This window comes from Micrococcus sp. KRD070 (genome assembly GCF_017168435.1).
GTDB classification, from domain to species: domain Bacteria; phylum Actinomycetota; class Actinomycetes; order Actinomycetales; family Micrococcaceae; genus Micrococcus; species Micrococcus luteus.
This window is the reverse complement of record NZ_JABFNH010000018.1, coordinates 84,384-106,454: the sequence shown is the minus strand read 5'-3', so window position 1 is coordinate 106,454 and position 22,071 is coordinate 84,384. Positions and strand designations below refer to the sequence as shown.

The 22,071-nt window shown below is 72.4% G+C and carries 23 protein-coding genes and 1 tRNA gene; 10 read left to right on the top strand and 14 right to left on the bottom strand.

Annotated elements, in window-relative coordinates:
* The 4 genes from J1M38_RS06740 to J1M38_RS06725 all read right to left on the bottom strand — a co-directional run.
* Positions 1 to 768 (bottom strand): fused MFS/spermidine synthase (locus tag J1M38_RS06740; RefSeq protein ID WP_206450642.1); only part of this gene is annotated, 768 nt, incomplete at its 3' end.
* Complete coding sequence (locus J1M38_RS06735; RefSeq protein ID WP_134417026.1) at positions 765 to 1,328, bottom strand: GNAT family N-acetyltransferase; 564 nt, start codon at positions 1,326 to 1,328, stop codon at positions 765 to 767. The genes J1M38_RS06735 and J1M38_RS06740, both read right to left, overlap by 4 nt.
* A 113-nt stretch (positions 1,329 to 1,441) precedes the next feature.
* Positions 1,442 to 1,819: a thiamine-binding protein gene (locus tag J1M38_RS06730; RefSeq protein WP_123244192.1), complete on the bottom strand. Its 378-nt coding sequence runs from the start codon at positions 1,817 to 1,819 to the stop codon at positions 1,442 to 1,444.
* A gap of 31 nt (positions 1,820 to 1,850) precedes the next feature.
* Positions 1,851 to 3,191, bottom strand: coding sequence for an Nramp family divalent metal transporter (locus tag J1M38_RS06725; protein ID WP_134417027.1), 1,341 nt, complete (start codon positions 3,189 to 3,191; stop codon positions 1,851 to 1,853).
* 161 nt (positions 3,192 to 3,352) lie between these two features.
* Between J1M38_RS06725 and pta the strand changes: the two genes are divergently transcribed.
* Both pta and J1M38_RS06715 read left to right on the top strand, forming a co-directional pair.
* Positions 3,353 to 5,428 (top strand): phosphate acetyltransferase, encoded by a 2,076-nt coding sequence (gene pta, locus J1M38_RS06720; RefSeq protein ID WP_061873053.1) that lies wholly within the window; start codon positions 3,353 to 3,355, stop codon positions 5,426 to 5,428.
* Between the two features lie 20 nt (positions 5,429 to 5,448).
* Positions 5,449 to 6,597 carry an acetate/propionate family kinase gene (locus J1M38_RS06715; protein WP_134417028.1) on the top strand — a complete coding sequence of 383 codons (1,149 nt, stop codon included), beginning with the start codon at positions 5,449 to 5,451 and terminating at the stop codon, positions 6,595 to 6,597.
* A gap of 128 nt (positions 6,598 to 6,725) precedes the next feature.
* On the opposite strand, the gene J1M38_RS06710 is transcribed toward J1M38_RS06715, so the two are convergent.
* From J1M38_RS06710 to J1M38_RS06690, 5 genes are all read right to left on the bottom strand, one after another.
* Positions 6,726 to 8,480 (bottom strand): ABC transporter ATP-binding protein, encoded by a 1,755-nt coding sequence (locus J1M38_RS06710; protein ID WP_206481310.1) that lies wholly within the window; start codon positions 8,478 to 8,480, stop codon positions 6,726 to 6,728.
* 2 nt (positions 8,481 to 8,482) lie between these two features.
* The gene (locus J1M38_RS06705; RefSeq protein WP_206481309.1) at positions 8,483 to 9,475 is read right to left on the bottom strand and encodes an ABC transporter permease; all 993 of its coding nucleotides are present in this window, start codon (positions 9,473 to 9,475) and stop codon (positions 8,483 to 8,485) included.
* Positions 9,472 to 10,476, bottom strand: a complete 1,005-nt coding sequence (locus tag J1M38_RS06700; RefSeq protein ID WP_002856116.1) for an ABC transporter permease — start codon at positions 10,474 to 10,476, stop codon at positions 9,472 to 9,474. Before J1M38_RS06700 ends, J1M38_RS06705 begins: the two co-directional genes overlap by 4 nt.
* Positions 10,477 to 10,621: 145 nt before the next feature.
* The gene (locus J1M38_RS06695; protein ID WP_134417031.1) at positions 10,622 to 12,304 is read right to left on the bottom strand and encodes an ABC transporter substrate-binding protein; all 1,683 of its coding nucleotides are present in this window, start codon (positions 12,302 to 12,304) and stop codon (positions 10,622 to 10,624) included.
* A 154-nt stretch (positions 12,305 to 12,458) separates the two neighbouring features.
* A complete protein-coding gene (locus J1M38_RS06690) occupies positions 12,459 to 13,382 on the bottom strand; it encodes a glycerophosphodiester phosphodiesterase (RefSeq protein ID WP_134417032.1) in 924 nt (307 codons plus the stop codon).
* 100 nt (positions 13,383 to 13,482) lie between these two features.
* Between J1M38_RS06690 and J1M38_RS06685 the strand changes: the two genes are divergently transcribed.
* Positions 13,483 to 14,505 (top strand): DUF445 family protein, encoded by a 1,023-nt coding sequence (locus J1M38_RS06685; RefSeq protein ID WP_342356214.1) that lies wholly within the window; start codon positions 13,483 to 13,485, stop codon positions 14,503 to 14,505.
* Here J1M38_RS06685 and J1M38_RS06680 read toward each other — a convergent pair.
* From J1M38_RS06680 to J1M38_RS06670, 3 genes are read right to left on the bottom strand one after another with little or no spacing between them, the layout of a single operon-like run.
* Positions 14,472 to 15,092 carry a hypothetical protein gene (locus tag J1M38_RS06680; RefSeq protein WP_069941081.1) on the bottom strand — a complete coding sequence of 207 codons (621 nt, stop codon included), beginning with the start codon at positions 15,090 to 15,092 and terminating at the stop codon, positions 14,472 to 14,474. The genes J1M38_RS06685 and J1M38_RS06680 overlap by 34 nt on opposite strands.
* A 46-nt stretch (positions 15,093 to 15,138) precedes the next feature.
* Positions 15,139 to 15,492 carry a hypothetical protein gene (locus tag J1M38_RS06675; RefSeq protein ID WP_069941082.1) on the bottom strand — a complete coding sequence of 118 codons (354 nt, stop codon included), beginning with the start codon at positions 15,490 to 15,492 and terminating at the stop codon, positions 15,139 to 15,141.
* Positions 15,489 to 15,710 (bottom strand): AlpA family transcriptional regulator, encoded by a 222-nt coding sequence (locus tag J1M38_RS06670; RefSeq protein ID WP_069941083.1) that lies wholly within the window; start codon positions 15,708 to 15,710, stop codon positions 15,489 to 15,491. The genes J1M38_RS06675 and J1M38_RS06670 overlap by 4 nt, the downstream gene beginning before the upstream one ends.
* Positions 15,711 to 15,879: 169 nt before the next feature.
* Here J1M38_RS06670 and J1M38_RS06665 point away from each other — a divergent pair, with 169 nt between their 5' ends.
* Genes J1M38_RS06665 through J1M38_RS06650 form a run of 4 tightly spaced genes read left to right on the top strand, consistent with a single transcriptional unit; the run spans position 15,880 to position 18,343 of the window.
* Positions 15,880 to 16,383: a helix-turn-helix transcriptional regulator gene (locus J1M38_RS06665; RefSeq protein ID WP_241246541.1), complete on the top strand. Its 504-nt coding sequence runs from the start codon at positions 15,880 to 15,882 to the stop codon at positions 16,381 to 16,383.
* A gap of 2 nt (positions 16,384 to 16,385) precedes the next feature.
* On the top strand, positions 16,386 to 16,985 hold the full coding sequence (locus J1M38_RS06660) for a hypothetical protein (protein ID WP_134417037.1): 600 nt from the start codon (positions 16,386 to 16,388) through the stop codon (positions 16,983 to 16,985).
* 15 nt (positions 16,986 to 17,000) lie between these two features.
* Entirely contained in the window at positions 17,001 to 17,582 is a 582-nt protein-coding gene (locus J1M38_RS06655) for a site-specific integrase (RefSeq protein ID WP_081339211.1), read from the top strand.
* Positions 17,579 to 18,343: a hypothetical protein gene (locus J1M38_RS06650; RefSeq protein ID WP_134417039.1), complete on the top strand. Its 765-nt coding sequence runs from the start codon at positions 17,579 to 17,581 to the stop codon at positions 18,341 to 18,343. Before J1M38_RS06655 ends, J1M38_RS06650 begins: the two co-directional genes overlap by 4 nt.
* Before the next feature lie 92 nt (positions 18,344 to 18,435).
* On the opposite strand, the gene J1M38_RS06645 is transcribed toward J1M38_RS06650, so the two are convergent.
* Positions 18,436 to 18,508 (bottom strand) — tRNA-Lys (locus J1M38_RS06645).
* Positions 18,509 to 18,666: 158 nt separating this feature from the next.
* On the opposite strand from J1M38_RS06645, the gene J1M38_RS06640 reads away from it, so the two are divergent.
* From J1M38_RS06640 to J1M38_RS06630, 3 genes are all read left to right on the top strand, one after another.
* Entirely contained in the window at positions 18,667 to 19,341 is a 675-nt protein-coding gene (locus J1M38_RS06640) for a hypothetical protein (protein ID WP_041103592.1), read from the top strand.
* A 139-nt stretch (positions 19,342 to 19,480) separates the two neighbouring features.
* A complete protein-coding gene (locus tag J1M38_RS06635; protein ID WP_036314859.1) occupies positions 19,481 to 20,107 on the top strand; it encodes a hypothetical protein in 627 nt (208 codons plus the stop codon).
* Between the two features lie 15 nt (positions 20,108 to 20,122).
* Entirely contained in the window at positions 20,123 to 21,148 is a 1,026-nt protein-coding gene (locus J1M38_RS06630) for an inorganic phosphate transporter (protein ID WP_002856097.1), read from the top strand.
* A 92-nt stretch (positions 21,149 to 21,240) separates the two neighbouring features.
* On the opposite strand, the gene pstB is transcribed toward J1M38_RS06630, so the two are convergent.
* On the bottom strand, positions 21,241 to 22,020 hold the full coding sequence (gene pstB / locus J1M38_RS06625; RefSeq protein ID WP_069941086.1) for a phosphate ABC transporter ATP-binding protein PstB: 780 nt from the start codon (positions 22,018 to 22,020) through the stop codon (positions 21,241 to 21,243).
* Positions 22,021 to 22,071: the final 51 nt, after the last annotated feature.

Here is a 22,071-nt window from a genome sequence, read left to right as displayed (position 1 = left end):
GGCCACGGGGGCGTCCGAGGCCGCCACGATGACGTTGCCGCGGCGCCGCCCCTTGAGCATGGGCGGATCCGCGATCACCTCGACGTGCTCGAACGCGGCGACGACGGCGGCCACGTCCGCCCGCACCGACGTCAGGTCCGGCCCGCCGCCCACGTTGAGCACGTACAGCCCGCCCGGGGCGAGGACCCGCGCGGCGGCGCGGGCCGCGTCCAGGCCGGTGAGGCCCGGCGGGGTGATGTGGCGGGCACCGGTCAGGTCCGTGGGGTCCGGGGCGAAGACGTCGCGGATGATCAGGTCGCGGCTGGCCGGGTGGGCCGTGGCCAGGACCTCGGCGGCGTCTGCCACGCGGATGCGCAGGGCCGGGGCGCGGGGCAGGCCGAAGCGCTCGCGGGCGAGGGCGGCCAGGCCGGCGTCGATCTCCACCGCGGTCTGGTGGGAGCCCGGGTACGCGTGGTCCACCCAGCGGGCGAGCGCGCAGCCCGCGCCGCCCAGGTGCAGGGCCCGCAGCGGCGTGGGCTCCGGCCAGTGCGCCCGGACGGCCGCGGCGGCCCAGCGCATGTACTCGAAGGCCATGCGTTCGGGGCGCTCGGGGTCCAGCGGCGAGGACTCGACGCCGTTGACGTAGAGGATGAACGCGTCCGGCTCGAAGGCGTCCTCGCGGATCTCGGCGGTGCCGTGGGTGATCGCGTGGACGCCCGGCTCGATCCCGGCGGGGCCGGCGGATCCGCCCGCGGCCCGGCCCCGGCGCGCCGATGACCGGCGACTCACGCCGCACCGCCGTCGTGCGGGCGACGGCGCACCATCAGCTGCTCGTGCAGGCCGGCCCACGGGCCGGTCATCGGCTCCGGCGCCCCCACTGCCGCGAACCCGTGCTTGGCGTAGAACGCCACGGCCCGCGGATTCTCGGCGAGGACGCGCAGCATCGCGGGACGCTCCCCGACGACGGCGTCCAGCAGGCGCGCTCCCAGGCCGGTCCCGTACGCCTCGGCCAGGACGTAGAGCACCATGAGCTCCACATCGGGCAGGTCGGCGGGCGATGCGGCCGCGTCGTCTGCGCCCGTCCGGCCCGTCTCCGCCGCCGAGCGAGGCGGGCCCGCGAGCGCCACGCCGAGCAGCCGGCCGCCGTCGTCGGCGACCCAGAGGTCACGGTCCGATCCGATCAGCGCGGTCCACACGGGCACGTCCTCTGGGATCCGGTCCTCGATCGCGTCCAGGTACGCGGACGGCAGGAGCGCGCCGTAGGCCTCCCGCCACGACCGCGCCTTGACGCGCAGCAGCGCCTCGACGTCCCCGGGGGCGGCGGGGCGCACGGTCACAGACTCAGGCACGGGCTGCTCCTCTGGGCCGCCGGCGCGGCGGCCATGTCTCGAACGAAAGCGCCTCGACACGCCGCCGTTTCTCGAACGAAAGCGTCCGGGGGGGCAGCGGGGAGGGAGGGGGGTCACCCGGCGTCGCCGTCGCGCGGGGCTGGGGCGGCGCGCCGCCCCTCGTCCTCGGCGAGGGCCGACTCGAGGCGCTCGAGCTTGCCGTCCAGCTCGCCGGTGCGGCCGGGGCGGATGTCCGCCTTCAGCACGAGCGAGACGCGGGAGCCGTACGGGGACACGGCGTCCACGGCGGCGCGCACGACCTCCATCACCTCGTCCCACTCCCCCTCGATCTCGGTGAACATCGAGGAGGTGCGGTGCGGCAGGCCGGAGGCGCGCACCACGGCGACGGCGGCCGCCACCGCCCGGTGCACGGACGCGGTGTCCGCGTCGCCGGGCAGGTGCTCGGCGTCGGCGGGTTGGCCGGAGGGGGCGACGGAGAAGGCGACGATCATGGCACCAGTGTGCCCCGCCCCCGCCGCCGGCTCACCCCCCGAGCACCGGCTGCAGGGCCTTGATCAGCTCGTTCACGCCGATCGCCACGAACACGGCCGCGGTCAGGCCCAGCAGCGTGTTGCGGATCCAGCCGTTGCGGAACTGGGCCGGCACCTCCTTCTTGTTGTTCAGGAACAGCAGCGTCACGGCCAGGAACGGCATGAACAAGGCGCCGAGCGTGCCGTAGAGCAGGATCAGGAAGATCGGGCGATCCAGGAACAGCAGGGTCATCGGCGGGAAGGTCAGCCACAGCAGGAAGAAGCGGCCCGGCTTCGAGGCCAGCGAGGGGGCGTCGTCCTGGTCGAGCTCGTCCGCGGGCCGGCGGAAGTTCGTCCAGAAGTCCGCGAACATCAGGGAGACGCCGTGCCACACGCCCAGAAGCGAGGAGAAGGACGCGGCGAAGAAGCCCACCAGGAACACCACGGAGTACGCCTGGCCGTAGCGCTCGGCCAGCACGTTGCCGACGTCGAGCAGGCCCTTGTCGCCCGAGGAGATCGCCAGCCCCGCCGAGTGCAGCAGCTCCACGCCCATGACCATGGTGGCGATCACGAAGATGCCCGTGAGGATGTACGAGGTCGCATTGTCGAACCGCATGACCTTCAGGTACTTCGGGACGTTCCAGCCCTTGTCGCGCAGCCAGTAGCCGTAGGCCGCGAGCGTGATGGTGCCGCCGACGCCGCCGGCCAGGCCGAGCACGTAGAACATGGCCTGGGGATCGCCGGAGGGCAGGCGCGGCACGAGACCGGCGAGGATCTCGCCCAGGTTCGGGGCCGTCAGCGCCGCGGAGAGCAGCACCGTCACGAACATGACGCCGATCAGCACCGTCATGAGCCACTCGATGAGCCGGTACTTGTCCAGCCAGACCAGTCCCAGGCCGATCAGGCCCGCGGCGATCGCGAACACCTTGCTGTCCACACCGGGGAACAGCGCCGCGAGCGGCAGGGCGGTGGAGGACATCGCCGTCGCCCCGTACACGATGCCCCAGATGAGGATGTACGGGCCGAAGTACCAGGACGTCCAGGCCCCGAGGGTGCGCCAGCCCTGGAAGATCGTCTTACCGGTGGACAGGTACCAGCGGCCCACGCCCTCCACGAGCACGATCTTGAAGATCACGCCCAGGATCACGGCCCACAGGAGCATGTAGCCGTAGCGGGAGCCGGCGGTGAGGGTGGCCACGAGGTCCGCGGCGCCCACGCCCGTGGCGGCCGCCACGATGCCGGGTCCCAGCGAGTTCCACTTCGGCCGGATGGGGGTCTCGTTGAGCTCGGCGTCCGTGAACCCGATGATGTCGGGGTTGTGCACGGGGCGGCCGCGGTCGGCTCTCGTTGCCATGGGAGGGTCCTTAATGCTTGACGGGGCGAGTGCAGTCATGTGTGTCACGCGCGTGAGAGACACGCCTCACTCACGTCGATCCGCGTCGGCCGGGACGGGCCCCGACGCCGCGGCCTCGGTACCGTGAACGACGAGCCCCGTCCTCCACCGGAAGGTCCGCCATGCCCCAGGGAATCTTCGTCTCCACCACGTCCACCGGCGCCGGCAAGTCCCTCGTCAGCCTGGGCCTGGCCGACTCGCTGTACCGGCGCTCCGGCACGGTGGGCTACTTCCGCCCCGTGGTGCCCGGCGACGACGTGGAGACCGACCCCATGGTGCTGCTGATGCGCGAGCAGTACGGCCTCTCCCCGGAGCAGGCCCGCGGCGGCCTCACCGCGGCCGAGGCCCGCACCCTCATGGCCGAGGGCCGCGGCGACGAGGTCCAGCAGCGCTGCGTGGAGCAGTACGACGCCATGCGGGCGGCGGGCGGCGTCGTGGTGGTGGAGGGCACCGACCTGATCAGCCCGGACCCGGCCGCCGACCTCGACCTCAACGCCCAGCTCGCCCGCAACCTCGGCACCCCCGTGGTCGCCGTGGTCTCCGGCGCGGACCTGACACCCGAGCAGGCGGCCGACGTCGTGGACCTGGCCCGGCGCACCCTCGACGACGCCGGCGTCGAGCTGCTGGCCGTCATGGTCAACCGCGCGGACCCCCGTGACCTCGACGCCGTCGGCGCGGCCGTGCGCCCCGGCCGCCACGCCTGGCCCGTGTACGTGCTGCCCGAGCTGACCGAGCTCGCGCACCCCTCGGTGGCCGAGGTGGCGGACGCGCTCGGGCTCGAGCAGATGGCCGGGCAGGAGACGCTGGACCGCGACGTCGCCGAGGTCAAGGCCGTCTCCATGGAGGGCGGCAACTTCCTCGAGGTCCTGCGCGAGGGCGCGCTCGTGATCGTCTCCGGCGACCGCTCCGACGCGATCCTGGCCACCGTGGCCTCCTCGCTGACCCCGGACTTCCCCACCCCCTCCGGCATGATCCTCACCAACGGCATCCTCCCGAACCGCCAGCTCCAGCGGCTCTACCTGGGCGCGGCCTTCCCCGTGTTCGTCACCCACGACGACACGTTCACCACCGCCGCGAAGGTCTCCCGGGTGCGCTCCGAGCTCTCCAGCGCCCAGCCCCGCAAGACCGCCGCCGCCCTGGGCACCTGGCACCAGCGCGTGGACGGGGACGAGCTGCTGGCCCGCTTCGACCTGCCACGCACCGACGTCGTCACCCCTCTGCGCTTCCTGCACGAGCTGATCTCCCGCGCCCGCGCGGACCGCCGCCGGATCGTGCTGCCCGAGGGCGAGGATGCCCGCGTGCTGCGCGCCGCCGAGATCCTCCAGCGCCGCGACGTCTGCGACCTCGTGGTGCTCGGCCCGGCCGCCGCCGTGCGGGAGCTGGCCTCCCGCGAGGGCGTGGACCTGACCGGGATCGAGCTCGTGGACCCCGCCGACTCCCCGGACCTGGAGCGCTACGCGCAGGAGTACGCCCGGCTGCGCGTCCACAAGGGCGTGGACGCCGAGCGCGCCCGCGAGGTCATGCAGGAGGGCGCCTACTTCGGCACGATGATGGTCCACCTGGGCGACGTGGACGGCATGGTCTCCGGCGCCGCCCACACCACCGCCAACACCATCCGCCCCGCGCTGGAGTTCGTGAAGACGAAGCCGGGCGTCTCGATCGTCTCCTCGGTGTTCTTCATGCTGCTGCCGGACCGCGCCCTCGTGTACGGCGACTGCGCCGTGAACCCGGACCCGGACGCGCAGCAGCTCGCGGACATCGCCGTGGCGTCCGCGGCCACCGCCGCCCAGTTCGGGGTGGACCCGCGCGTCGCCATGCTCTCCTACTCCACGGGCGCCTCCGGCTCCGGGCAGTCCGTGGACAAGGTCCGCGCCGCCACGGAGCTCGTGAGGGAGCGCGCCCCCGAGCTGAAGGTGGAGGGCCCGCTGCAGTACGACGCCGCCGTCAACGCCTCCGTCGCGGCCTCGAAGATGCCCGGCTCCGAGGTGGCCGGCCAGGCCACCGTGTTCGTGTTCCCGGACCTGAACACCGGCAACAACACCTACAAGGCCGTCCAGCAGTCCTCCGGGGCGGTCGCCGTCGGGCCCGTGCTGCAGGGCCTGAACAAGCCCGTCAACGACCTCTCCCGCGGCACCACCGTGGAGGACATCGTCAACACCGTCGCCATCACCGCCATCCAGGCCCAGGCCCAGGGCTGACGCCCCGGAAGGAGTCCCCCGTGCTCGTCCTTGTCATCAACTCCGGCTCGTCGTCCCTGAAGTACCAGCTCCGTGAGCTGGCCGACGACGGCACGGACGCCCCGGTGCCCGTCCTCGCCCAGGGCCTGGTGGAGCGCATCGGCGTCCCCGGCTCCGGCGTGCCGGACCACGCCGCCGCCCTCGAGCAGGTGGAGGCCGAGCTGGCCGAGGCGACCGGCGGGCGCACCATCGACGCCGCCGGCCACCGCGTGGTCCACGGCGGCGAGCGGTTCACCGCCCCGGCCCGGGTGACCAACGAGGTGATCCGCGCGATCGAGCGCCTCGCCCCGCTGGCCCCGCTGCACAACCACGCCGCCGCCCAGGGGCTGCGCGCCATGGCCGAGCGCTGGCCGGACATGCCCCAGGTGGTCGTGTTCGACACCTCGTTCCACCAGACCATGCCCCGCGAGGCCTGGCAGTACGCCCTGCCGGACGAGGTCTACACGGAGCACGGCATCCGCCGCTACGGCTTCCACGGCACGAGCCACGACCTCGTCACCGGCCTCGCCGCGGAGCATCTGGGCATCCCGCGGGGGGAGTTCCGGGCCGTGGTGCTGCACCTGGGCAACGGCGCCTCCGCCACCGCCATCCGCGACGGCGTCTCCGTGGACACCTCCATGGGCTACACCCCGCTGGCCGGCCTGGTGATGGGCACCCGCTCCGGCGACCTGGACCCCTCCGTGGTCACCCACCTCATGCGGAACCACGGCTACGACGCCGAGGAGCTGGACACCCTCATGAACAGGCGCTCCGGCCTGCTGGGCCTGGCCGGGGAGGCGGACATGCGCCAGGTGCTGGAGAACGCCGCCTCCGGGGACGGCCGCGCCCGCAACGCCCTGGACGTGGCCTCCTACCGGCTGGCCAAGTACGTGGGCGGCTACCACGTGGCCGTGGGCGGGGCGCAGGCGATCGTGTTCACCGCCGGGATCGGCGAGAACTCGGCTCCGTTCCGGGCGCGCGTGCTCGACCGGCTCGAGGCGCTCGGGGTGGCCTACGAGGCCGAGGCCAACCGCGCCCGCGTGGCCGGGCCCCACACGATCTCCGCACCGGAGTCGGCGATCCCGGTGCTCGTGGTCCCCACGGACGAGGAGCAGGCGATCGCCCGCTTGACGTGGGAGCTCGCCCGCTGAGCACCGCGCCCGACCGTCCGACCGACGCCCAGCGACATCACCGCCGGTCCGCCCGGCGGTGATGTCGCTGCGGCTCGGTCGACACGAACGGGGCGCTTCTGCACCCGACCGTCCGGCCCGGTCAGCGCTCAGACGTGGGTGCCGTCCGCCTCGACGGCGATGCCCAGCTCGTTGCCCGGGATCGAGGCGAGCAGGCGGCGGGTGTACGGGTGCCGGGGGTTGGTGAAGACCTCCTCCGAGCTGGCCGCCTCCACCACCTCGCCGTCCTTCATCACGCACACGTAGTCGGAGATGAGCCGCACCACCGCGAGGTCGTGCGAGATGAACAGGTAGCTCAGCCCCAGCTCGTCCTGCAGGCGGCGCAGCAGCGTGAGGATCTGGTCCTGCACGAGCACGTCCAGCGCGGAGACCGGCTCGTCGCACACGATCAGCTCGGGGTTCAGCGCGAGCGCGCGGGCGATCGCCACGCGCTGGCGCTGTCCGCCCGAGAGCTCGGCCGGGTACCGGCGGTGGAAGTGCGAGGGCAGGGCCACCTGGTCCATGAGCTCGAGCACGCGCGCCCGCCGCTGCCTGGCGTCGCCCCGCCGGTACGTCTGCAGCGGCTCCTCGATGATCCGGCCCACCGTGAACGAGGGGTTGAGCGAGGAGAAGGGGTCCTGGAACACGGCCTGCACGCGCTGCCGGAAGTCCTTGAGCCCCTCCCCCTTCAGCGCCAGCACATCCTTGCCCTCGAAGCTGATCTCGCCCGAGGTCGGCTCGATCAGCTTGAGCAGCATGCGCGCCGTCGTCGTCTTGCCGGAGCCGGACTCGCCGACGATCGAGACGGTCTTGCCGCGCGGGATCTTCAGGGAGACGTCCTTCGCGGCGGTGAAGTCCTCGTGCCCGCGCACGGGATAGACCTTCGTGAGGTCGCGGATCTCCACCAGCGGGGTGAGGTCCTGCTTCGCCAGGGCCACCGTGGTGAGGGCCGCGGTGTCGTCCTCGGCCAGTGCGGCAGGCGCGGGATCGAAGGCCTCGGGCAGCAGGCGGGCCGCCGCCACCGACGGCGCGGCCGCCACGAGCGAGCGGGTGTAGGCGTGCTGCGGGTCCTCGAGGATGGCCCGCGCGTCGCCGGACTCCACCACGCGTCCGCGGTGCATCACCACGAGCTGCTGCGCCCGCTCGGCGGCGAGGCCGAGGTCATGGGTGATCAGCAGCACGGAGCTGCCGAGCTCGCGGGTCATCTCGTCGATCTGGTCCAGGATCACCTGCTGCACCGTCACGTCCAGGGCGGAGGTCGGCTCGTCCGCGATCAGCAGCTGCGGCCGGCACGCCAGGCCGATGGCGATCAGCACGCGCTGGCGCAGACCGCCCGAGAGCTCGTGCGGGTACTGCTTGGCCCGCCGCGCCGGCTCGGGGATGCCGGCGCGCTCCATCACCTCGACGACGACGGCCCCCACGTCCTTCTTCGTCGCCATGCCGTGGGTCAGCAGGGTCTCCCCGATCTGCTGACCCACCCGGGTCACGGGGTTGAGGTTGGACATCGGGTCCTGCGGCACCAGCCCGATCCGGCGGCCGCGGATGCGGCGCATCCGCGACTCGGGCAGGCCCACGAGCTCCGCGCCCGCGAAGCGGACGGAGCCTGCCGTGACCCGGCCGTTGCCGGGCAGCAGGCCGATCGCGGCCATCGCGGTGGTGGACTTGCCCGAGCCGGACTCGCCCACGATCGCCAGCGTGCCGCCGGCCGGGAGCGTGAGGGACGCGCCCTCCACGGCCTGCACGGTGCCCTGCTGGGTGGTGAACTCCACGTCCAGGTCGCGGATCTCCAGCAGCGGGGCGCCGACCGCGGGGACCGCGGGTGTCGCGCCGGGGCCGGGCGCGCCGTCGTCGTGCTTGGGGTCCATGGTCAGCGCCTCCGGGAGGTCGGGTCGAGGGCCTCGCGCAGGGACTCGCCCAGCAGGGTGAAGCCGAGCGCGGTGATGGCGATGCACAGGCCGGGCAGGAACGCGAGCCACGGGTTGATGCCCAGCTCGGCCTGCGCGTAGGTGAGCATGCGGCCCCACTCGGCGGTCTCGGGGCGGCCGCCGCCGAGGCCGAGGAAGGACAGGGCGGCCGCGTCGATCACGGCCGTGGCCAGCGTGAGCGTGGCCTGCACGATCACGGGGCCCAGCGAGTTCGGCAGCACGTGGGACATCGTGATCCGCCCGCGCGAGAGGCCGAGGGTCTGCGCCGCGAGCACGTAGTCCGACCCCTTCTGCGTGAGCATCGAGGAACGCAGCAGCCGCGCGAACACGGGCACCTGCGCCACCCCGATCGCGATCATCACCGCGAACGGGGTCTGCCCGAGGATCGCCGCGATGGACACCGCCAGCAGCAGGTTCGGCACCGAGAGCAGGATGTCCACGACGCGCATCACCACGGAGTCCACCCAGCCGCCGAACGTGCCGGCCAGCAGGCCGAGCAGCATGCCGCCGGCCAGGCCGAACGCCGTCGAGACGACGCCGATGAGCAGCGAGGCCTGCGCGCCCCAGATCAGCTTGGAGAGCACGTCCCCGCCGAAGCGGTCCAGGCCCAGCGGGTAGCCGGCCACCTCACCGGGGCCGGGCACGTGGGTGGGGCGGATCTCGCGCATGCCCGGTGTGGCCGTGCCCGCGTACGGGGCCAGCACCGGGGCGAGGACGGCCACGAGCACGAAGAGCAGCACGATCACGGCGCCGGCGATCGCCGCCGGGTTGCGGCGCAGCCGCTGGAAGGCGGCGCCCCACACGGAGGTGCCGCGGGCGTCCGCGGCGGCCTCGGTGGTCTCCTGGGTGGCCCCGGCCTCGACGGGCGCCAGCGCGTGCTCGACGGCGTGCTCGGTGGGTCCGCCGCCGGGGCTGGGGGGCAGGTTCACGCTCATGAGACACGCACCCTCGGGTCGATGAGGCCGTAGGAGACGTCCACGACCAGGTTGATCAGCGAGTAGAGCAAGGCGATGAAGATGATGAAGCCCTGCAGCACCGGGAAGTCGAGCTGGAAGATCGCCTGCGCGAGGAACCGGCCGATCCCGTTGAACGCGAACACCGTCTCGGTGAGCACCGCCCCGGAGATCAGCAGGCCCAGCTGCAGGCCGAGCGTGGTGCTCACCGGCAGCAGGGCGTTGCGCATGATGAAGCGGTCCCGGATCAGGCGCGGGGCCAGTCCCTTGGCGCGAGCCGTGCGCACGAAGTCCGCGTCCTGCACGTCCAGCACGGAGGCGCGGGTGATGCGCGCGATGATCGCCAGCGGGATGGTGCCCAGCGCGATGCCGGGCAGCACCAGGTGGGTCAGCGCGTTCAGGGCCGCGTCCCACTCGGCGGTGATGATGCCGTCCCACACGTAGAAGTTCGTGTAGTGGGTGGCGTCGATCCGCGGGTCCTGCCGGCCGTCCGTGGGCAGCCAGCCCAGCTTCACCGCGAACACCCACTTGAGGATGAACGCCAGGAAGAACACGGGCACCACCACGCCGATCAGGGACAGCACGACGGCGACGTCGTCCTGCCACCGGCCCACATGGCGGGCGGCCCAGTAGCCGAGCGGGATGCCGATGACCACCGCGAACACGATCGCGAAGATCGAGAGCTCCAGCGTGGCCGGGAAGCGGTCCGCGAACTCCTCGACCACAGACCGATTCGTCATGATCGAGGTGCCGAAGTCGCCGCGCAGCAGCCGCCCCATGTAGGTGACGTACTGCTCGAGCAGGGGCTTGTCGAAGCCGTACGCCGCGTTCACCCGGGCCACGGCCTCGGGGGTGGCGCGATCGCCGAGCAGGGCGGTGGCGGGGCCGCCGGGCAGGCTGCGGACCCACACGAACAGCAGGACGGACAGTCCGAACAGGGTGGGGATCAGCAGCAGCAGGCGCTTGCCGATGAGTCTGAGCACGAGGGGCCTCCATGCCGGCGCGGGGGCCGGGCCGGTCGGTGCGAGGGGTGCGAGGGACGGGCGGTGGCGGGCGGGCCGGCGACGACGGCGCCGGGGCGCGGCGCCGTCGTCGCCGGTGGGGCGGGTCGTCCCCGGCCCGCCGGGCTCACTCGGTCAGGTCGATCTCGTTGAAGACCTCGTCGTTGACCGGGCTCGCCGGGTAGGAGGCCACGCGCTTGTCGAAGGCCAGCGACGGGGCCGGGTGGGCGAGCGGGACCGCCGGGACGATCTCGGAGATCTGCTCGTTGATCTCCTGGTACTTCGGCGTCTGCTCCTCGAGCGTCGGGATCTGGCGGGCCTCCGCGAGGGCGGAGAACAGCTCCTCGTCGGTGAAGCCGAACTCGGGCTTCTCCTGGCCGAAGAACACGCCCACGAAGTTGTCCGTGTCGTTGTAGTCACCGGTCCAGCCGAGCAGGTGGATGCCGTGGTCCGAGGTGCCCTGCACCTGGTCGAGGTAGTCCGGGCTCCACTTGGCCGGCTTCGCGTTCACCGTGATGCCCACCTCGGCCAGCTGGCTCGAGAGGTTGGAGAACGCCTGCTCGGGGGTCGGCATGTACGGGCGCGAGACGCCGGTGGGGTAGTTGAAGTCGATCGTGAAGCCGTCCGGGTAGCCGGCCTCGGCGAGCAGCGCCTTGGCCTTGGCGGGGTCGTGCTCGTACGTGGTGACGTCCTCGCTGTACCCGTTCACGGACTTCGGGATGAACTGGGTGGCGGGCTCCGTGCCCTCGGGGAGGGTCTGCGCGATGAGGGCGTCCTTGTCGATCGCGTGGGCGATCGCCTGGCGCACCCTGACGTCCTGGAGCTCCTCCTTCTCCTGGTTCAGGCCCAGGTAGAGGATGGTGAACGGGTCGCGGGCCACCACGGTGAAGCCGGCCTCGGACAGGGCCGCGGTGTCCGCGGGGGCCACGAGGTCGTAGCCGTCGATGTCCCCGGCCTCGAGCGCCTGACGGCGGGCCACCGGGTCGTCGATCACGCGGAAGGTGATGTCCGTGACCTCGCCGCCCTCGCCCCAGTAGTCCTCGTTGGCGGTGAGCTTGACGTCCTCGCCCACGCTCCAGGACTCGAACTTGTAGGGGCCGGTGCCGGTGGGGTGTGCCCGGGCGTACTCGGACATCTGGGGCGACTCGGCGGTGCCGCCGACCTCGTCCGCCTTGTACTCCTCGAGCGCCTTCGGCGACTGCATGGCGAAGGCCGGCAGGGACAGGGAGGAGATGAAGCCCGCGAACGGCTGCGCCAGCGTGATCTTCACCTCGTGCTCGCCGGTGGCCTCGCACTCCTGGTAGACGGCGTCCTCGGGCTTGTCCGCGAAGCCGCGGAACAGCTTGCCGTAGTAGTACGAGAGGGTCTCCGACTGCTGGATGCCCGTGAAGTTGTACCAGCGGTCGAAGTTGGCGCACACGGCCTCCCCGTTGAACGGCTCGCCGTCGTGGAAGGTCACGCCCTCCTTCAGCTGGAACGTGTGGGTCAGGCCGTCCTCCGAGGACTCCCAGGACTCGGCCAGCAGCGGCGCGGGGTCCGCGGTGCCCGGCTTCGTGCCCACGAGGCCCTCGAAGATCTGACGGGAGACCCGGAAGGTCTCGCCGTCGGAGGCGAAGGCCGGGTCCAGGGTCTTCGGGTCGGAGGAGGCGGCGAAGATGAACGAGCCGTCCACTTGGGCGGCGTCGCCCCCGCCCGAGCCGCCGGAGCCGCCGCCGTCGCGCTGGCTCTGGGCGCAGCCGGTGACGAGCAGGGCGCCGGCCGCGGTGAGCGCGGCGGCGGACAGGAGTCGGTGACGCAGACGGGTGGCCATGGGGGCTCCTCCGGGAGAGGTCTCAGCCGAGACGCGGGTGCGAGGGGACCGCGCCGTCGGGTGTGACCTCGGGCACGCTCCTGGACGTGACTATAGCCACAAGCGCGGGCAGGAACGCAACGCAGGCCGCGTCTGCGCGTGCGGCACGGCGCCCTCAGGCCCCGGTGGGCACCCGCTCCCGACGCGCGGCGGCCCGCTCGCGGACCCAGCGCAGCACGTCCTCCGGACGGTTGGTGGTGAGCTCCTGCACCCCCTGGGCGAGGAGGAAATCGGCGTCCTCGCGCTCGTCGACGGTCCACACCCGCAGCCGCCGCCCCGCCGCCAGCCACGCCTTCACGTCCGCCAGGTGCTCCCGCACGTAGGCCACGGAGGGCCCCGCCATCCCGGCCCGGCCGCGCCAGACGAGCGCCTCGGACCCCGCCAGCGACTGACGCGCCGCCGCACGCACCGCCGCCCGGCTCAGCGGCCCCCGCGCGAGCCGGGTCGGCAGCTCCGTCGGCATGAGGTCCATCAGGGGGCAGAGGGGGTCCGTGCCGGCCAGCGGAGCCACGTGGCGCAGCGCGTCCGGGTGGAAGCTCATGAGGGACACCTGCACCTGACCCACCCGGCCGGTCTCCGGGTCCCAGCCGGCCCGCAGCAGCTCCCGCAGCACCCGCTCCTCGAGCTCATGCCCGAACGGGGAGGGGTGCTTGAGCTCCACGGCCAGTCGCAGCGGCCGGTCCGCGGCCGTCGCGATCGCCAGGAGGTCGGCCAGGGTGAGCACCTGCTCCCCCGCGCCGCCGTACGCGGCGGGCGGCGCCGTCGTCGTGGCGGGCTCGGCCCCCGGACGCCGGGCGTGCCACGAGACGACGTCGAGGCCGCGCAGACGATCCAGCGTGTGGTCCGCGACCGCGCCGTGCCCGTCCGAGGTGCGATCCACGGTGGGGTCGTGCCAGCAGACGACCTCACGGTCCCGCGTGAGCTGGACGTCGCATTCGAGACCGTCCGCGCCCACGGCGAGGGCGTGGAGCATGGCGGCGCGGGTGTGCTCGGGGAAGGCGGCGGAGGCACCGCGGTGGGCGATCACGAGGGCGGGCACGCCGCCAGGCTAGGGAGCGCGTGTGCCGACCACGTCACCGCAGGGTGCCCGGCTGGTTAACTGGTGGGGACCATTCGGTGCACGCGATCAGGAGCCTCCCGTGTCCTTCTCCCCCGACCCCGCCCAGCAGCTGCTCAGCGCCGGTGCCCTCGAACGCGCGGCGGGCCTGCGGCGCATGAAGGCCGTCGCCCTGGGGCTGCTCATCCTGCTGGCCGTGGTGTTCGTGGTCGCGTTCCCGTTGCAGGACACCCACCCGGTGTGGGGCTACGTGCGCGCCGCCGCGGAGGGCGGCATGGTCGGCGCACTGGCGGACTGGTTCGCGGTCACGGCGCTGTTCCGCCACCCGATGGGTGTGCCCGTGCCGCACACCGCCCTGATCCCGCGGAAGAAGGACCAGCTCGGCGCCGCGCTGACCGAGTTCGTGCAGGAGAACTTCCTGGACTCGGAGGTCGCCCACGAGAAGGTCGACGGACTGAAGGTGGCCGAGGCCGCCGGCGGCTGGCTGCGCCGTGAGGAGAACGCGGCCCGCACCGCCCGGGAGATCGCGACGGCGGCCCGGGGCGCCATGGCCGCGGCCGACGACGACGCCGTCCAGGAGCTGCTGCGCCAGCTGATGGAACGCCACATGGTGGCCCCGGACTGGTCCCCCACGCTCGCGGGCGTGCTGGAGGACGTGGTGGCCGGACGGCACCACGAGCGCGTGGTGGACCTCGTGGTCGCCCACACCGGGGACTGGGTGGCCGCCCACCCCGAGCTGTTCGTCGAGACGGTGCGCCGTCGCTCCCCCGAGTGGAGCCCGGACCTCGTGGACCGCCTCCTCGCCGAGAGACTGCACGCCGAGACCCTCAAGTATCTCGCCGGCATCCGCCGCGACCGGCAGCACGAGGCCCGCCGCGCCGTCGACGACTGGCTCGACCGCCTCGCCGACGAGATGCGGAACGAGCCCGCCACCCGCGCCTCGGGCAGGCGGGCATCGACGCGCTCGAGGGCCTCGGGCACCTGGTTCTCGAGGTCGCGCAGGGAGTCGAACTCCTCCTTGTGCGCCGCGAGGGCCGCGCCCACGGCCTCGCTGCGCTGGTGCGGGGAGGGTCAGGCGGTGAGGGCGTCGGGGTCCTCGGTGTAGTGCTCGGCGGCCCATGCCAGGAGGCGGGCCTCCTGTTCTGCCTTGGAGGGGGTCCTGTCGTCATTCATGGCGTCGGACTCGCGCACGCGCGTACCGGAGTTGGGCTGGGAGGTGATGGGTGGTTCCTCTGGTGGTTCCTCCCGTGTTCCTCCGTGTGGTTCCTGGGTTCTCTTAGGGGGGTCCACCACGGTCCCTACCTGGGGGTCCATGGCGGTCCCCCTGGCAGTCGCGGGCCGCGCCGTCCAGGTGACGTTCCGCCCTCGGCCGGACGGGACGTAGGTGGTCCCAGGCGCGAGGTTCAGGGCGTATTCCGCACGGATTCCGGCGCGGGCCGTACCGCTGGAGGTGATGGCCCCGGCCTCGGTGAGCGCGGTCAAGGCCTTCACGGTGGTCCGCTTGGCAGAGGCGCGGTTGCCCTCCAGGTCCAGGCCTAGCGCCCGGGCCACGGCCTCCCACCCGCCGTAGTAGACCGGCGGGCGGTCAGAATCGAGGGCGGTCACGGCCATGAACACGAGCGCGTGGAGGTCCCGGTGCGAGAGGCGGCCGCGCCAGTAGGTATAGGCGGCTATGACGTTGCTCGCGCCCATGGGTGCCCTCCTTCCAGGCCTGTGATGCGGGTGGTGGGTGTGCCGCTCATGCGGCGGGAGCGGCGGTGTCCTCCGCAGGGTCCTCGGCCCCCACGGGGACGGCCTCCCAGACGCGGACAGGGCGCGCGGACCCGTCCGGGGACCGCTCCAGGGCCAAGCCCGCAGGACGGATCACACGGGCCGCGTGGAGGTGACGGACGACGGCCCCGAAGTGGGCCGGGTGAACCGGCTCCGGGAGCGCGGCGCGGAGGCGGGCCGGGGTGAACGGCTCCCCCATGGTGCGGGCGGCTGCTGTGGCTGCGCGGACCCATCCGGACGGGAGGCGAGCGCCGGCGGCCGGGGTGCGGGCCTCCACGTCTAGGACGGCGGGGTCCAGGCAGTAGCGGTCGGGGGCGCTCATCGGTCGTCCTCGGCAGCCACCTGGGCGTCCTCCCATGCCTCCACGTCGGCCAGGCGGTACCGGAGGTACTTCCCGACGCGGAACCCGCGGGGGCCGTAGCCGGTGGATCGCCAGTTGTAGACGGTGGCGACCGGGACGCCCACGCGGGCGGCAAGGTCCTGGGGGGACAGGTGGGTGACGGGGCGCGGCGTCGTGACAGTGACGGGGGTGGTGTTCATGGGTGCGGTCCTCTCAATGGGTCCAACGTGGTGTTCTACCGTTGTAAACACGAAACCATGTAACCACGCCTAGTGCTTTACGGTCAACCACGATTTGTGGCACCTTGGAGGCATGACGAACACACCAGAACCACCCGGCGCGGAGACGGAGGCTCGCTTCGTGGCCGCCATGAAGCGCCTCCGAGAGGAGAGCGAGTGGTCACAAGGGGAGATGGCCCGACGCATGACGGAGTTGGGGTGGAAGGGTTTCCACCAGACGACGATTTCCCGGATCGAGAAGGGAGAGCGGCCGGTGAGACTCGGGGAGGCCCAGGGGATCGCGGCGGCCCTCAACGTCACCGTGGATCAGATGATTCACGCGGGTGAGGACAACTTCACCGGAGGGGCGGACCTGGAGCGGGCCGCCGCGGCCGTGCGTGGCCTATACCGCCTCCAGGGGGAGTTCAATACCCGGGTGCAGACCATGACGTGGTTGGTGGATGAGGCCAGGCGCGCCCTGTCCGGGCGGGACCGCGCGGAGGTCGCGGACGACAGGCACCCACTTACCCCCGTCGTTCAGATGGTCCATGCCCGTGCCGTTCGGTACATGGACCACCCGGAACCCGCATCCCTTCGGCCCCTCAACGAGGTTCTGGACCTGGGCGAGGGCGACGCCACAGACGGGGAGGGCTGACCATGCCGCGCCCGCCGTTGGCTGTGGGCACCTGGGGACGCATCAGTGACCCCAAGGAGGTGGCCCCCGGGGTATTCCGCGCTATGGCCAAGGTCCGGGACGTGGACGGGGTGACGCGCAAGGTGGAGGCCCGGGCGTCCTCCAAGGAGCGCGCCCGGCGCGCCCTGGAGGCCCGCCTCCGCGCCCGCACAGCCCCGCCCGCCGGCGAGGTCACCCCGGACACCCGCGTCCGCGACGTCGCCCGCCTATGGCTGGCAGAGGTGGAGGCCCGCGGCCGGGCGGCCAACACCGTGAAGCGGTACCGGATCACCGTGGACCTGCACGTCTGCAAGGCCCGCGGCGGCGTCGGGGAACTCCGGGTGAGGGAATGCACCACGTCCCGGATGGAGGCGTTCCTCCGCGGCATCGCGCGGGACCACGGGGCACCCTCGGCCAAGGTGGCGCGGACGGTCATGTCCGGCGTCCTCGGTCTGGCTGCCCGGCATGACGCCATCCAGGGGAACCCACTCCGAGAGGTGTCCCCCATCTCCGTCCCACGGAAGGAGGTGCGCGCCCTGTCGCCGGCGGACGTCCGGGTCCTGCGGCGGAAGTTGGCGGCCTAGCAGTCGGAGCCACCGGTGAACGGGAGGCGTCGGCGGCCGGACGATCTGCTGGACGTCGTGGACGTCATGTTGGCGACGGGGTGCCGTATCTCGGAGGCGCTGGCCCTGCGGTGGCAGGACGTGGACTTGGACGCCCGGAAGGTGGCCATCACGGGTGCCGTCGTCGTGGCGGGCCGCGGGGGCGCGGTGCGCCAGGATCATCCCAAGTCGGCCGGGTCCGTCCAGACTTACACCGTGGACGCGCACACGGCGGACATGCTCCGCGGCCGGTGGGAACGGTCCATGGACCTGGACCTGGTGTCCCCGATGGTGTTCCCGTCGTCCACGGGGACTGTCCGGGACCCGTCGAACTACCGGAAGCAGTGGCGGACGGCGCGGGAGGCTATCGGATTCGAGTGGGTCACCCCGCACACGTTCCGCAAGACGGTTGCCACGCGGCTGGCGGACGCGGAGGGCCTGGCCGCAGCGTCGGCGTACCTGGGCCACTCCGGGGAGGCTGTGACGCGGACGCACTACCGGGCCAAGGCACCGGAGGCGGCGGACATGACGGCGGCGCTGGCCGGGTTCTGGGAGACCTATGACGAGGAGCAATCATGACTACAACGGGTTTTTCCCCCGATGATGATGATTTCCGACTCTCACCTGAGCAGGCGGAAAGACTGCGCAAGGCGCTTGATCCATTACAAGATTCAATGTTGAAAGCCACGGCCACATTGGGTAAATCACTTGCGACGGCAATGCCATCCCTGAGCCCTAAACTGACCGTTCAATTGACTGAAGTTATGGCGCAGGTGAATCAGCAACTCGCGCCCAGCCTCGCATCCATGGCGGAGGTCACCGCCCAACTGAATCAGCAACTCGCGCCCAGCCTCGCATCCATGGCGGAGGTCACTGCCCAACTGAATCAGCAACTCGCGCCGACGCTGGGCAATGCCGCAGAGGTGCTCGCACAGTTTCAGGCAAAGACTCATATCCTGGTAGGGCGTTTGGACCTCTCAGCCCTTGCGGCCGTGGGACAGGAAATCGCCAGCAGGCCCGACCTCGCCCGCGAGTTGAACCAGGCCGGTTCGAGCAGTGATGACCTCTCCGCCGCGGCTAATTTGGTCATAGCCAGTGTTCCGCCTGAGGGGGACTCCTCCCTATCACCCGAGGCCCTCCGCCTGGGAATATTCGCGGCGGTCACCATCGCATGGTTCGCCGTTGCACTGCCGGTCGCCATGACCGCCCCCGACCCATCACTCGTGAACTGGCTATGGAATCTGGCGACAAGAACGCTGGAGGGGGCTGGCGTGGCCGGGTACGTCGCTCACAAAGTCGTGCCATCGGATGCCGACGAGGCCAGCCAATCGACGGAGTGAATCGGGTGGGTAAAGGGTGGATCGTGGCCACCAGACCCTCACCAGAACGGCCCCTGACCGGGCGTCATGCCTAGTCAGGGGCCGTTTTCCGGTGGGCCCTGCGGGGATCGAACCCGCGACCGGCGGATTAAAAGTCCGATGCTCTGCCAGCTGAGCTAAAGGCCCCCACCCGCGGCCGACGACGACGGCGCGCGGCCGACGACGGCGACCCTCACGGGTGCCCTCCGATGGTAGCCCAGGCGTCCGGGGCACTACCGTGGACGGGGCCGCCGCCTCCGGCGACCACATCCCCACCCCGATGCGCCCTCGAAGGGAGCCCGCCCATGGCACGTCACCGCCTGCCCGCCGGCCGCGGCGCCAGCTCGAGCGCCTCGGGCGTGCTGCGCCCCCACCGGCCCCGCCTCTCGGAACCGCAGGAGCTCACGCACTTCGCCGGCGGCGAAGACCCGCAGGAAGTGGCCGCGGCGGCCTCGCGCCTGGCCCACGCCCTCGTGGCCGGCGGCCGCGCGGAGGAGGACCCGGCCATCGTCGAGCGGCTGGTCGGGCTGGTCCGCGAGCTGGGCGTCGAGACGCTCGCCGAGCTGTGGGCGGACGCCCCGCCCGTCTCGCTCGCCGGCGCCCTGTGGCGCCTGTACGCGCTCCAGGAGGCGACGACCCGCGACGGCGAGCGCTGGGCCGCCTGGTACCGCGCCGGGCATGCCGCCTACGCCTCGCGCGTCGTGGCGGGCGCCGTCGAGCCGCCGGGGCCGGCCGAGCTGCGCCGCCTCACGGACACGATCCTCACGGGCGCCTACCGCTCCGAGATCGACGTCGCGTTCGAGCGCGCCGCGGCCTACGCCCGCGTCGTGGCTCTGGGCCAGGTCGAGCACGCCGAGGGCTCCGAGGCCGCCGCCCCGGACCGCGCCGCCGCCCTCACCCGCCGGGCCGCGCGCCTGGTCAGCACCGCCGACGCCCTGGAGGCGGCGGGTCGAGCGTTTCGGGACGGATCGCTAGACTGATGGGGACGGCGCCGGGCCGCTGGTAACCCCGGGCTCCAACACATAGCCGCTGCGAGCGGCCTTCCGCCGAGAGGCGTTCCCGGTCCGGCGTCGTCGTCGACCCCTTCGCCACCCGTCGACGAGAGAGCGACCGCTGCCCATGTCCCCCCGCATGCCCTGGCTCGTCACGCGCGACACCCCGGCGCTGCGCCACATGGCGGACCTCGCCGAGGCCCTGCACCGGTCCGTGCATCTGGTGGCCCAGGTCGCGGGGACCCGCGGACCCGAGGCGGACCGTGCCGCCCGTGAGCTCGAGGAGCTCGACTCGTCCTCGAGCGCCACCCTCATGGCCTTCCTCACCGCGCTGCGCAGCGCCTACGTGACTCCGCTGCCCCGTCAGGACCTCTACCGGCTGGCCAGCGGCGTGCACGCGACCACCCGGCGCGTCGTGTCGGCGGGCGTGCTGATCCAGCGGGCCGACCTCGAGGAGCTGCCGACGCACGCCCTCGACGTCCTGGAGACCGTGGGGCGGCAGGCCGAGCTGCTCGCCCGCGGCGCCGCCGAGATGCGCGACCTCGACGCCCTGGAGGCCACGTGGATGCAGCTGCTGCGCGCCTCCCGCCGCACGGAGCGGATCATGGTCGAGTGGCTCGCCGACCTCGGCATGGACCTGCTGCAGCGCGACTACAACCGCCAGCGCGAGGTCGCCTGGGCGCTGCACGCGGCGCTCGAGGCCCTCTCCCGCGTGAACATGGACCTGGGCATGGTGCTCGTCCGTGAGTCCTGAGCCGGTGGAGGCGCCGTGACCGCGGGGCTCGCCGTCGTCCTCGTGCTGCTGTGCGCCGTCGGCGCGCTGATGGGTTTCCGCGACGCCCCCAACGCCGCGGCGCTGCCTGTCCGGTACCGGGCGCTGACACCGCGCGGGGCCCTCCTCCTGACCGGAGCGGTCAACACCGTGGGCGCGCTGCTGGGCATCGGGCTCATCACGCTGAGCGTGCACTACTTCACCTCGCCCGCGGTGCGCAGCGAGATCGGCCCCCTGGCCGTGGGCGTGTCCTGCGTGGTGACCCTCGTGTGGGGTCTGCTGCTGTGGTGGCGGCGCCTGCCCGGCTCCAGCACGCACGCGCTGATCTCCGCGCTGGCGGGCAGCCACCTCGCCGTGCGCCTGAGTCTGGACATCGACGTCGCCCTCACCATCTTCGACCTCGTCCGCGCCGAGGTGCTGCTCAGCCTGCTGCTCTCGCCCCTGATCGCGTGGGCGCTCGCCCGCCTGCTCACCGCCCCCGCCATGCGGCTCGCCACCCGGGGCACCACGGTCAACGTCCAGCACCGGGCCCGCGTCGCGTTGGGCATCTCCGCCAGCGCCATGGCCATGGGCCACGGCCTGCAGGCCGGTCAGCGCATGGGGGTGCTGTGGGCCGCCGTGCTGGTGGGGTCCGGGTCCGTCCTGGCGCCGGACGCCCTGACGGCCGAGTTCGTGGGGGGCGCGTTCCTGTTCGCCCTCGCGGTCGGGCTCGGCACGCTGGGCGGCGCCTGGCGGATCGCCTGGACCCTCACCGAGCGTCTCGTGCGCCTCGACCCCCTGCGGGCGTCCGTGGCCGCCGTCATCCCCGCGGGCCTGCTGTTCGTCGGATCCCTGGTGTTCCACCTGCCCCTGTCCTCCACCCACACGGCGACGGCGGCCATCGTGGGCGCCGGCCAGACGCAGACCTACGCGTCCGTGCGCTGGCCCACCGTGCTGCGCGTGGTCGGCTGGTGGGTGCTCACGCCGGTGGCCTGCGCCCTTCTCGGCCTCCTCGGCACGCTGGCCCTCGTCCCGCTGGCCTGAGGCCGCGCCCGACGACGACGCCCGGCCCCGCAGACGCCGCGACCCCGCCCGGCGTGCGGCCGGACGGGGTCGGGGACGGAGCGCGGGACGGCTCAGCCGAAGCGGCCGGAGACGTAGTCCTCGGTCTGCTGGCTCGAGGGGTTGTTGAAGATGACGTCGGTGTCGTCGTACTCGATCAGCTTGCCGGGCTTGCCGACGCCCTGGATGTTGAAGAACGCGGTCTTGTCCGCCACGCGCGCGGCCTGCTGCATGTTGTGCGTGACGATGATGACCGTGTACTCCTCCTTGAGCTCGTTGATCAGGTCCTCGACGGCGAGGGTGGAGATTGGGTCGAGCGCGGAGCAGGGCTCGTCCATGAGGATCACGTCGGGCTGCACCGCGATGGAGCGGGCGATGCACAGACGCTGCTGCTGACCGCCGGAGAGGCCGGAGCCGGGCTTGTCGAGGCGGTCCTTGACCTCGTTCCACAGGTTGGCGCCGCGCAGGGACTTCTCCACGAGCTCGTCCGCACGGGACTTGTTCAGGCGGGTGCCGTTGAGCTTGTAGCCGGCCAGCACGTTGTCGCGGATGGACATCGTGGGGAACGGGTTCGGGCGCTGGAAGACCATGCCGATCTGGGAACGGACGCGGACCGGGTCCACACCGGGCCCGTAGATGTCCTCGCCGTCGAGCAGGAGCTGGCCGTCCACGGTGGCGCCGGGGAGCACCTCGTGCATGCGGTTGATGCTGCGCAGGAAGGTGGTCTTGCCGCAGCCGGAGGGGCCGATGAAGGCGGTGACGGAGCGGGGGGCGATGTCGATGTTGACGCCCTCGACGGCCTTGAACTTGCCGTAGAAGACATCGACGTCGATGGCCTGGATGCGCTTGGACATGAGTGGTTCTGTTCCTTCGTGGAAGTCTCTGGGGGGGGTGCGACGGGGTCG